This window comes from Natrialba taiwanensis DSM 12281, assembly GCF_000337595.1.
GTDB lineage: Archaea > Halobacteriota > Halobacteria > Halobacteriales > Natrialbaceae > Natrialba > Natrialba taiwanensis.
In genome coordinates, this window is sequence record NZ_AOIL01000051.1 from 52,193 (window position 1) to 63,715 (window position 11,523).

The following is an 11,523-nucleotide window of genomic DNA, read 5'->3' on the forward strand; positions in this document are numbered from 1 at the left end:
CGTTGGGCTGCCGTGCTACCAGTGGCCACGGATCGCGGCGAGACGCCAAGCGAGAAAGATGACGGGATTGAAAACATACCACGAATCGGATGCTGTTTCTATCGCCCCAGTGAGGATTAGTAGCACGGGCCGGCAGGAGATTTATCCCGTTCAAACTCCATCAGAAAGATATGGGTAGCCGACAGGACAGGTCGGAGCAATCGCTTTGGGGGAATCTCGATGCTGACGGTGCACTCACGCGATATCGGGCGCTCGTAACTGCGATCGACGACGGTATTTGTCAACTCGATACAGCAGGACAGTTCGTTGCGGTCAACGACAGTATTGTCGAACTCACTGGATATACCGATGCCGAACTCCGCGGCGAACACGTCTCTGTAATTCTCGACGAGACCGACACCGAAACGATCGAACGGAAAATCGCCGGCCAGGCGGCGGCCGATACTGCTGCGGTTACCCCGTTGGAACTGGACGTTCAGACGGCTACTGGAACCGGAATCCCCTGTGAATTCCGGCTGACGGGGATCGACGAGGACGGTTCGTTTCGCGGAATCATCGGCGTCGTTCGAAAGCGTTCGGAGACGACACAACGGGTGAACTCGTCCGAATCGGCAGCGGTGAGTGATGACACCGCCGACCAAGAGCGATCCGAACGGGGGATCGGAGAGAGTCAGGAAGCGTTCCAGTCGCTCGTCAATGCGGTCGAAGACTACGCGATCTTCCGACTGGACGAGGACGGATACGTCACCACTTGGAACCGAGGTGCAGAACAGATCAAAGGGTACGACCGCGCCGAAATCATCGGACAACACTTCTCGACGTTCTACACTGCGGAGGATCGGGCGGCAAACGTCCCCGAGCGAAACCTTGAGGCCGCGATCGAGAACGGTTCCGTCGAGGACGAAGGTTGGCGAATTAGAAAGGACGGCACGCAATTCTGGGCGAACGTCACGATTACGCCCGTCTGGGACGAGGACGGTACCCACCAGGGCTATCTGAAAGTCACCCGCGACATGACCGATCGGCGGAAACGGGAGATGGAACTCAAAGGCGAGCTCCAGCGGATCTTCGATCGTATTTCCGACGCGCTGTACGCGGTCGACAAGGAGTTCAGATTCACGCTCGTCAACGAGCGCGCCGAGGAGTTGCTGGGCTATCCGGAAGAAGACATCCTCGGCGAGAAGCTCTGGGATATATTCCCCTCGGCCGCCGAAATCGACGAGGTCTGGGAAGCATTTCACACGGCTCGGGAAGAACAGGTCGCGACCAGCTACGAACTCTACTACGATCATCTCGGTTTCTGGGTCGAGGCGAACCTCTATCCGTCCGAGACGGGGATCTCGGTGTACTTCCGCGACGTAACCGAACGCAAACGCCGCGAACAGGCGTTAGAAGAATCAGAACAGCGCTACCGGACGATCGCGGAGTACTTCCCGAACGGGATCGTCACCCTGTTCGATCACACCCTCGACTACACGCTCGCGGCAGGACAGGGCTTCGAGAAGGTCGACGAAGAGCCGAGTGACGTCGAGGGCACTAACTTTTACGACGCCTGGTCGGCGGAAACGCGCGACGACCTCGAACCGATCCTCCGCGCCGCGTTAAACGGCGAGAGGCGCTCGGTCGAACTCTGGCACGACGGGCGAGAGTGGATCATATATGCGGTCCCGGTCACCGACAGCGACGGAACCGTCTTCGCCGGCGTGACGATGGCTCACGATATCACTGAACGGAAGGAGAACCAGCGGAAACTCGAAGAGACGATCGCACAACTCGAAGAATCGAACAAACGGCTGGAACAGTTCGCCTATGCTGCCTCACACGACCTACAGGAGCCACTCCGGATGGTCTCGAGCTACCTGCAACTCATCGAACACCGCTACAGCGACGCGTTCGACGAGGACGGCGAAGAGTTCCTCGAGTTCGCCATCGACGGCGCGGACCGAATGCGAAAGATGATCGAGGCGCTGCTCACGTACTCTCGGGTCGAGACACGCGGCGAACCGCTCGAGCCGGTCGCACTCGACGACATTCTCGCGGACGCCCGCCAGGATCTACGGGTCCAGATCGAGGAAACGAACGCCGAGATTACGGCCGTCGATCTGCCGCGGGTCGAGGGAGATGCCGACCAGTTGCGGCAGGTCTTCCAGAACCTGTTGGGCAACGCCATCGAGTACAGCGGAGACGACCGACCACGAGTGCACATCGACGCCGACCGGCGCACGTCTGACCAACGCCAGGAGTGGGTGATTTCGGTTCGCGACGAGGGGATCGGTATTGAAGCGGACGAGCAGGACCGGGTGTTCGAAGTGTTCGAGCGGTTGCACACCCGCGAAGACCACCCCGGGACGGGGATCGGACTCGCGCTGTGCCAGCGGATCATCGAGCGCCACGGCGGCGAGATATGGGTCGACTCGAAGCCGGGAGCGGGATCGACGTTTTCGTTCACGCTTCCGGCGGTAGAAGGCTCGTGATCGCGTCGATACGTGGCATTCCCGCCGAGAGGGCTTGCGCGATCCGGGCGACTCGTTATCCGATCAGCATTCCAACCACGAGTATGGTATTCAAGCGTCTTCTCGGTTCGAAAGTGACTCGGTCGCTCACCGTTGCCTCGGTGTTGCTCGAGATGAAGCGAGCGCTCAATCGCGGTAACAACGTCCGTGCACTCCTGTTGCTCGGCGTCGCCGTCCTCGCCTGGCAGTGGGCAGTTATCGGCCTGGTCGCACAGGGGCTCGCAAGCGTGATCCGTCGCGGGAGCTCGTCTGATTCGGGATCGAAATCACGTGCATCCTGAATGTTTACCGAGCGCTCGAAACACACTGACGCGAATTGACAGCACTGTTCCTCGCCAAAACCGGCATTTGACAGCACTACTCCTCGCCAAAATCGGCATCGTCGAAGTGGTCGTTCGCCAGGTCGTCGAGTAGCGATTCGGTTTCTGCCCGCACGTCGTCGTCGAGGTCCGAAACCGCACCGACGCCGTGACCCCCACTTTTCGCCGTCTGGAGAGCGTTCCGGTTCAACTGCCCGCTCGGATCGACGACGGGGAGCTTCAAATCGGTGAAATTCTCCGGCGGAAACCCAGTTGCCGAGAGCAAAAAGTGATCGGCGACATCGCCCAGATCGTCGGTCTCGAAGTCCTCAAGTTGAGGCTCGGACCACTCATCGGTCGTCGTGGCGCTGAACTCGGGGTCGTGCAGTTCGTACTCGGTCATATTCGAATCGACGCGCGCGGCGTCCGTCGATGTTGCCCCAGCAGTGGCAACGACGCCGAGTGCGGCCGGCGACGGCTCAAGCGAAATCGTCGACGAGCGGAAGCGTCGCCAACTGCGCCGCCGACAGGAGGACGCGGTCCTTCTCGAGGCCGTGGGCGATCGATTCGACCATGCCGTCGCTATCGGTGAGCGGAATCAGTCTCACAACCGTCCCGCGCTCGTCGGCAGCGAGTTCAACGAGCGCGTGTGGAAACGAGGAGACGGCGGGGACGGTGAGTTCCGTGATACCGTCGGCGCGTTCGAGCGCGGGAAAGTGGAGGTGCCCGGTGATGACCAGCGAGACGTCGTGGCTCACGAGCAGGTCGACCAGCGGCTCCGGATTGGAGAAGCCGGGGACGCTTCCCTCGACGGGAAGTTCGGCGCTGTAGCGCTCGTAGAGCATCCCCGTCGCGGGCAGGTTGTGGTGGACGACGACGATCGACGTATCGGCAGCGGACGCGGATTCAGACAGTGCCTCGTCGAGCCACATCAACTGCGCCGCGTCGATACGGCCATCCCACGTCTCCGCGGGCGCGTCCGGCGTCGCCGCGTGGCTGTTCAACCCGAACACGTCGAGGCCGCCGAACCGAACGTGAAACGGCAGCCCGCCGGGGGTGTATCGATCCTCGAACGCCCCGATCGGCAACGAGTCATGTTCGTCGAACGCCGTCGGAAAATCGTGATTACCGGGAACGGCGACCGCCGGCGGATCGAACCCGGCGAGTTCATCGAACAAGCTGAACTCGTCAGGGTTGCCGTTTCGCGTCAGGTCGCCGGCGATGACGACGCCGTCATAGTCGCGGTCGTTGACGGCGTCAACGGCGGCCCGAAGGTGGCGCTCCGTGCGGTGAAAGACCTTCCAGGTGCCCGTTGCGTCCGTCGCGAGATGAACGTCCGAGAGGACGCCGAGGCGGGTCGGGTCGGTCGCCGTCGGTCGCTCGAGGCGTGCGAGAACCTGTCCGGAATGCGGACGAGCTGGCATCGGTATGGTCCCCAACGGCAACGAGCCGTGTAATCCCCGGACCGTCATTCGCCGTCGAAACCGGAACGGTCTCCGCCGCGGTTAGCCACCGTCGCCGTCGTAGCTCGCGATCCGCCCCCACGTCGATTTCTTCCCCCAGAGCCCCGAGCGCATGCACTCGAGTTCGACGATCTGGGAGTTATCGACGAAGAGGTTCACCCGCGGCCCGAACTGCTTGATGTACCACTCGAACACCGCGGGATCGGCGGCCTCGAAGACACAGTGCTCGATCCCGAGTTCGGTCGCGATCTCGAAGGCGACATCCGTCCGCCAATCGCGAACTCGTTCGGTGATTCCCTCCGATTCGACCATGACTTTGTACGCGCCGGCCTCCAGGTGTCGTTTGCCTTCCTCGATCGCGCTCGTCGGATCGATCGCGGACTCGCTTTCGAGTTCTTCGACGCTCGATGCGCCGCCGGCACCGAACTGGACGTTGATCTCGGGTTTCGCCTGCAGGCCGTGGTCCTGGACGAGTTCGGTGAGCGCGACCGTGTCGTCGACATCGATGGCGAGGAAGCCGCTCGAGATTTCGACGATGTCGAAGCCGAGGTCGGCGGCTTCCTCGATGTACCGTTCGACCCGGTCGTGGTCGCGGATCAGGACGTTCTCGATGAAGCCGCCGGTCGAGACCAGTACGTCGTGGTCGTGGCAGACCTCGATCAGCTCTCGGACGGCGTCTTCGGGCATCAGCGCGAACGAGCCGCCGGAGAACTTGTAGATGTCGACGTACGCGCCCATCGTCTCCAGGATGTCGCGCAGTTCGCGCGGGCCCATCGGGTCGTAGTAGGGGCCGCGGATTTCGGTGATGCCGTTCTCACGGGGTTTGTCTTCGCGCTCGTTGACGTGCAGGAAGTCGAACGCGCGGTCTGTGTCGACCATGGAGGGCCCGACCACGAGCATGACCAAAACGCTGTCACGCCACTCCATTGAACTCCTCCGCCGGTGATAGATCTCCGGTGAGAAGCGCGCCTGAAAGATTATCCCGTTCCAAACGAAATTCGAGACTATGCCGTCGCTAGAAGGCCTAAAGACCTGGTTTTACTATGAGGCCCGCATCATAGCGTTCGCCGTCTTCCTGTTTATTGTTTTATGGGCGGTAAATCGGATTACGGGATACCTGGACGGGCTTTCGCTTACAAGTCCGCGATTTGGACTCGCTATCACGGCGATCTGGTTTGGCACGGCCCTGGCTCTGCTCTGGCTGGCAGGGCGATACAACTGACCGGGACGCAGCTCTACGAATCGCCGTTTTCGCACGAGTTCGAACGCGGTCAGGCGAGGAGTGCCGTCAGGTCGGTCACTCTGTGGTCTTCGATCGATCGGATCAGCGCCTGAATGTCATCGCGACGCTCGGCGTCGATAAACTCGTCGGTGACCGTCTCGAATTTTTCCGTGAGACCGTCCCATCCGATCGGATCGGTCGGATGGCCCCGGAAGGCGTCCTTCTCGACCCGGTAGGTGGTCCCGTCGTCCATCGTGACGTCGATGACGGCGGGCATCTCCCCGTTTTCGAAGCGTTCCGTGAGGTCGGGATCCTCGGAAACGTCGACGATCCGGAGCAACTGCTGAACGTCGTTCCGACGGATTCGATCGGGGTCGTACTGCGCCAGCGAGAGGTCGCGATCGAGCAGCGCGACGGCGAGCATGTACGGCAGCGAGTGGTCCGCCTGCGCTCGGTTGGCGACCTCGTAGCGGTTGCCCTCGCCGCCGCCGATGATGAGCTTTGCGCCGCCGAAGGTCTCGAGTTTGATTCCGGCGACCTTCGCCGGATCGAGCTCCTCGCGCTCGGCGAGTTCGACGACGCCTTCGACCGCGGACTGGGCGTAGGTCTCGGCGACGTACCGTTTCGTCATCACGTCGTGAACTCGCTCGCCCGGCGTCAGTTCGACTTCGAACGGCCCCGAGATCACGTCCTGCCAGCCCTTCTGCCCCTCGAAGACGTTCCGCGGGCCGGCAACCCCGTGTTTCGCGAGCATCGCCGCGTAGACCGCGTTGCGAGCGGCGTTGGCCGATGCGAGCCCCTTCCACTCGTTGATCTCGCCGGTGCGGGTCACGCGAAGGGCGTTGTGACCCGTCGCGGCGATGGCGATCGCACTTCGGATCTCCTCAAGATCGAGTTCGAGTACCTTCGACGCGCCGGCGGCGGCCGAGACGACGGTGTGAGTGACGTGATCGAATCCCCGCTCGCGGACGGGTGCGTTCCAGGCGAGTTCAGCCTGGATCTCGTAGGCGACCGCGAGACCGGCGAGCAGGTCGGTGCCGGAGCGGTCGGCGAACTCGGCGGCGGCGACGACGGCTGCGACGTTGTCGCTCGGGTGTGGCGTCTCGCCGGGCGCGAGAAAGGAGTCCATGTAGTCGAGGTAGCGAACGAGCGCCGTGTTGTGCATCGCCGCGCCGACTGGGGAGACGCGTTGGTCGCGGCCCCAGAGCGTACAGGGACCGTCGTTCTCGAGCGCCGTGACCGTCCGGAAGACGGCCTGTGGCGGCCCGGCGACTTCGGCGGGGATAGCGATCCCAACCGCGTCGAAAAGCCGTCGTTTGAGCGCGTCGCGAACGTCCGGGGAGAGGTTGTCGTAGTCAGTTTCCTGAACGAACTCGGCGAGTTCGAGTGCGGTTGTCATACGGCCGGTACCACGACGACCGCCAAACGTCTTGGCGTGGTCGGCACGGATAGCGATCAGCGTCGATGCCGTCGCCGATCGCGAGTGGCCGGTCGTCCAGGACGGGAGACGCGCGTTCGATAGTTCAAAGGGGCATCTAACCGGGTAACCGAGTATTCGGTCAGGGATCGTCGTCGTTGTATCCGTACTCTCGATCCGGGTCCTGAACGCCTTCCGTGCGCGAGCCGACCCAGGCCCCCAGGGCGAGGCCGTAGACGAAGTGGCCGGCGTGAAACAGCGCGAGTTCGTCGGTGTCGAGTCGGATGTCGAGCAGTTCCTTCAGCATGATCTGGGAGCCGAACGCGGAGAGGGCCATCCCGAAGACGGTTCCCCAGACGAGGCCGCGTTGCTCCGGTTCGATCGACTCTTCGGCGTCCTGGAGGGCGAAGAGGGCACCGAACACGGCACCGGCCTGGACGCCGTAGAGGAGATGCAAGGCGATGCCGGCGATCGGATGGTCGTCGGGGTCGCCGCCGGAGACGTACTGCGCCCAGAAGTTGGCGGACGGTGGCAGCGAGCGCAGGATCGGCAGCCGAAACGCCGTCATGATGAGCGTCGCGACGAAACCGGCTTGAAGCCCGCGAACTGCGGCACCGCCGGCGTGTGCGAGACGCGACTTGTCGGTTACCGCTCCGGAACGCTTCGGTGCCGACGAATCCGACCCGAACTGCTGTAACCGATCGAATACTGACATGGGGGTTTGGGACGCTACCACTGGGAGTTCCTTAACGCTCCGGCGTGATCCTGACTGCAACTGGGCGGAACGTGTGTCTGCACAATAGATCAACGCAACTGCCGGTATCGATAGACGGTTACGTCGAATTGACCGACTAGTCAGACGGGAGTAGAAGCGTGGACGAGACACCGGGTACAGACGGACAGTACAATACAGTTCGAGACGGCAGTACCTGATCATCGGATCCGCCGTCGCCAGCACCTTCTTCGTCGGCTTCGGCGGTGGCGTCATCTTTCCGATCCTGCCGAATTTGGCGGGCGCGAGTTCAGCGGTGACGCTGACCGTCGCCTGTCTCTTCATCGGCGCTGGACAAGGCGGGACCAGCGGCCCACTCATGGCGCTGCTCGCCGATCTCACGCCGGACGAGCATGGGCCGGGTCCGGAACGACGAATGTTCTCGGCGATGTCGGCGGCGGGCTCGGGCCGCTGCTCTCGGTTCCACTCGTCGATACGCTCGGCTTTCCGCCGGTGTACGCCGCGTGTGCGATCATGCCGCTGGTCGCGGGCGGAATCCTGCTCGCCGGTATCTACCGCGAGACGGGCGCGTTGCTTCCGGCGACGAGAGAGCAGAGCAGGGCCAGCGAGTCACTGGACGACTAACGACAGTTGAGAATACGAGTGCAGTATGCAGAGTAGTCGATAAAATTCACGCACATTGGAAGTGCAAGCCTACACTACAGACGGTCATCAGTATTTCTTTCCTACGTTATCTGAGTTGCCATCATGTGGATTCTTTTATGATTGTGTCCTTACTAAATACGCATGGATACGATCACTGTGAAGCAGGATATTCGGTTTAAACAAACCGCTGAACGCGACCTTCTCACAGATGTATTTCTCCCGCCTACCGACGACCGGGAACGCACAATCGTTATCTGCATCCATGGTGGCGTCTGGAACCGTGGTGATCGGTCGTTCTTCGATGATCGGTGCCGTGCCCTCGCCAAGCGGGGTGTCCCGGCATTGACGATCGAGTATCGCCTTTCCGGTGAGGCAACGTATCCGGCCGCAGTAAAAGATGTCAAAAGTGCAGTTCGATGGGTTCGGGCTGAGGAACCGTTCGAAACCGCACCACGGCAAATCGTTCTCTGCGGGCACTCAGCAGGTGCGCATCTTGCTGCCTTAACAGCGGCAACTGCGAACACTGGCCTGACACCCGATGACGAATACGAGGACACTGCGACGACAGTTGACGGACTCGTCGGTTTCGATGGGCCCTACGACTGTCTCGGCGCAAAGGAAGACGGTGAAACGGCAGACTTCCTCGGGGGAGCACCGACAGAGATTCCTGAACGATACCGGGAAGCGTCACCGCGAGAACGAGTCACATCCGATCATCCGCCGGCGCTGTTGTATCACGCGACGGATGACGAGTGGCTCACGCTGCGTGAAACGCGGGCATACCGTGACGTACTCAACATTGCTGGTGTGGATGTCGAATTGCACACACCACCGGGCGACCACTTCTTTTTCACCGAGGAACCGTGGTTCGAGCGAACTGTCAACCAGACTGTAACCTTCATAGAACGAATACAGTCCTGATACGTTCGCAGAAGGAATTCTCGAACTGATCGATCGGTCTCAACCATAGTTCTGGTAAAGAAACGACATTCCTATCCACTTCTCGGAGTACAAACTACGTCTGGCGAGAACTGACGCCGTCCGAAGCCGTCAATGGGCCGCCGAGCGACCGAGGCACTGAAATACCATATCGTCACGCCGACGACAACGCGCTTTTGCATATCCGGTCCGAACCAGGCCCCATGACAACCGTCGAGGCCAAACTGGCGGCCGCCCGCGACGAACTGGCGACCCACGACGGCATCCTCGTCGCCTTCTCGGGCGGGGTCGACTCGAGCGTCGTCGCCGCACTCGCTCACGACGCCCTCGGCGACGACGCCGTCGCCTGCACCGCAAAGAGCGAAACCCTCCCCGCCGCCGAACTCGAGGACGCAAAACGGGTCGCCGACGAGATCGGCATCCGCCACGAGATCGTCTCCTTCTCCGAACTCGAAAGCGACGAGTTCGTCGCGAACGACGACGATCGGTGCTATCACTGTCGGACGATGCGCCTCGGCGAAATGGAAGACGCCGCGCGCGAACTGGGCGTCGAAACCGTCTGCGACGGCACCAACGCCGACGATCCCGGTGCCGGCCACCGCCCTGGCCTGCAGGCCGTCGACGAACTCGACGTGCACTCGCCGCTGCTCGCCCACGACATCGCGAAGGACGAGGTCCGAATGATCGCCGAACACTACGGCCTCTCGGTCGCTGACAAGCCCTCGATGGCGTGTCTCTCCTCACGCATCCCGACCGGGCTCGAAGTCACCGACGACCGACTCACGCGCGTCGAACAAGCCGAAGCCCTGCTTCGACAGTGGGGCTTCGATCAGTTCCGCGTGCGCGATCACGACGGCCTCGCCCGCATCGAGGTCGCCCCGGACGAACTCGATCGTGCGCTTGATCGGGGGTTCGTCGAAACGGTACGCGACGCGCTTTCGGACCTGGGTTTCGAACACGTCACGCTCGACCTCCACGGCTACCGAACCGGGAGCGTGAGTCCGGCGACGGACGCCGCTGCCACGACCGAATCCGACGACTAACCGCCCCCGTTTCTGACGGGTTCCCGTACCGATTTCCCGGCCAACCCCAGACAGTCGCGGGTGCGCCGGCACTGACTGCCAGCAGTCCGTATCGAACGAGATTCCCGAACGGGCGAATCGAGCGAGAAGAAGCGCCCGATCGACCACAATATAATCAGATTCTATCCTTGTAATACACCAATAGTACAGGGACTGCGAGAGGGACAGACAATATTGCACAATACGATACGAACGTAGCATCTCCCCGTATACTACTGACTGATGGCTGCCGACGTACCGCCCGACTGGACCGTCCACGTTTCCCGGACGTACACACCCGCCGACACCGACCGAGAATTAGAATACCGCCTCTACCGCCACGAATCGGACGACTTGCGGGTAAAGGTCGCCCCCGCCTCCCTCGACGGTGACGACCGTCCGGGATACGCACTGACGGCCACGAGCTATCCCGAACTCGAGTTCAGCGAGACACACCGGATCAGGACCGTTCTGACGTTCGAACGCTGCGCCGAACTCGCGCGGGATTTCATGGTGCTGTTTTCGACCAGTTACGACGGGGCGGGGTCGCTCGAAACGGCGCGGGAGTACGCGGCCGAGCGGACGCGATCGCACCGGTGACACCGTCCTCATCGTAAACGACGGGGCTACTTCTACGACCGGGATAGCGAAACCTGTCCGGGTTACGTGAGGAGCGATCAGCGGCGCGAGGACGAATTCGAAGACAACCACGAATACGCAATTGTCCGGTATGCGGACTGTTCTCAACACCGAGAGACTTTTTACTCATAATCGAGTAAGCGATTACGATGATGGAAATGATGTGGCAAGATCTAGTCTTTCTCGCAGGGAGCGTTCTCTCGATCGTCTTCCTCGCACCGACAATCAAAGACACCTCCGCACGCGTGCCGCTCGGATCGAGCATTCCGTCGATGACGATCGGCGCGATCTACGCGCTCACGTACGGAACGATGGGGATGACGTTCTCGGCCGTCGGCTCGTTCGGCGTCGCCACCATGTGGTCGCTGATCGCGTGCTATCGCTCGCCTGGCGAGCAGAAAGGCGTCCTGAACATCCTGCGGTTTGCTCGGACGATGAACCGACGCCTTCGTGAACTCGTGGGCACTGCCGTTCCCGGACTCGAAGGCGGACGGAGCAACGCGCAGTCGGGCCACCAGCAATCCGCTGACTAACGCTTGTTACTCGTTGCTCGTTTCGATCTTCTAACTTCGAACTCTCGACGCGATCGCAC

11 protein-coding genes and 1 pseudogene are annotated in these 11,523 nt (G+C 61.6%); 7 read left to right on the forward strand and 5 right to left on the reverse strand.

Annotated elements, in window-relative coordinates; all coding sequences use genetic code 11:
• Nucleotides 1-170: 170 nt before the first annotated feature.
• Nucleotides 171-2,474, forward strand: a complete 2,304-nt coding sequence (locus tag C484_RS15120; RefSeq protein ID WP_006826775.1) for a PAS domain-containing sensor histidine kinase — start codon at nt 171-173, stop codon at nt 2,472-2,474.
• A gap of 83 nt (nt 2,475-2,557) precedes the next feature.
• Nucleotides 2,558-2,794, forward strand: a complete 237-nt coding sequence (locus C484_RS15125) for a hypothetical protein (protein WP_006826776.1) — start codon at nt 2,558-2,560, stop codon at nt 2,792-2,794.
• A 76-nt stretch (nt 2,795-2,870) separates the two neighbouring features.
• On the opposite strand, the gene C484_RS15130 is transcribed toward C484_RS15125, so the two are convergent.
• From C484_RS15130 to C484_RS15155, 5 genes are all read right to left on the reverse strand, one after another.
• Entirely contained in the window at nt 2,871-3,215 is a 345-nt protein-coding gene (locus tag C484_RS15130) for a hypothetical protein (protein ID WP_006826777.1), read from the reverse strand.
• Between the two features lie 76 nt (nt 3,216-3,291).
• Complete coding sequence (locus tag C484_RS15135) at nt 3,292-4,236, reverse strand: metallophosphoesterase family protein (protein ID WP_006826778.1); 945 nt, start codon at nt 4,234-4,236, stop codon at nt 3,292-3,294.
• A gap of 81 nt (nt 4,237-4,317) precedes the next feature.
• Complete coding sequence (locus C484_RS15140) at nt 4,318-5,154, reverse strand: phosphosulfolactate synthase (RefSeq protein WP_049915532.1); 837 nt, start codon at nt 5,152-5,154, stop codon at nt 4,318-4,320.
• 392 nt (nt 5,155-5,546) lie between these two features.
• Entirely contained in the window at nt 5,547-6,896 is a 1,350-nt protein-coding gene (locus C484_RS15150) for an MmgE/PrpD family protein (protein ID WP_006826781.1), read from the reverse strand.
• A 160-nt stretch (nt 6,897-7,056) separates the two neighbouring features.
• The gene (locus tag C484_RS15155) at nt 7,057-7,629 is read right to left on the reverse strand and encodes a DUF6789 family protein (RefSeq protein WP_006826782.1); all 573 of its coding nucleotides are present in this window, start codon (nt 7,627-7,629) and stop codon (nt 7,057-7,059) included.
• 292 nt (nt 7,630-7,921) lie between these two features.
• Here C484_RS15155 and C484_RS22435 point away from each other — a divergent pair.
• The 5 genes and pseudogenes from C484_RS22435 to C484_RS15175 form a co-directional block, all read left to right on the forward strand.
• Nucleotides 7,922-8,271 (forward strand): annotated as a pseudogene (locus C484_RS22435) (MFS transporter); the annotation flags it as partial.
• Nucleotides 8,272-8,433: 162 nt separating this feature from the next.
• Complete coding sequence (locus tag C484_RS15160) at nt 8,434-9,213, forward strand: alpha/beta hydrolase (protein WP_006826784.1); 780 nt, start codon at nt 8,434-8,436, stop codon at nt 9,211-9,213.
• Nucleotides 9,214-9,434: 221 nt separating this feature from the next.
• A complete protein-coding gene (gene larE / locus C484_RS15165) occupies nt 9,435-10,274 on the forward strand; it encodes an ATP-dependent sacrificial sulfur transferase LarE (protein WP_006826785.1) in 840 nt (279 codons plus the stop codon).
• A gap of 261 nt (nt 10,275-10,535) precedes the next feature.
• Nucleotides 10,536-10,892: a hypothetical protein gene (locus tag C484_RS15170; protein ID WP_006826786.1), complete on the forward strand. Its 357-nt coding sequence runs from the start codon at nt 10,536-10,538 to the stop codon at nt 10,890-10,892.
• A 191-nt stretch (nt 10,893-11,083) separates the two neighbouring features.
• Entirely contained in the window at nt 11,084-11,464 is a 381-nt protein-coding gene (locus C484_RS15175; RefSeq protein ID WP_006826787.1) for a hypothetical protein, read from the forward strand.
• The last annotated feature ends 59 nt before the right edge of the window (nt 11,465-11,523 follow it).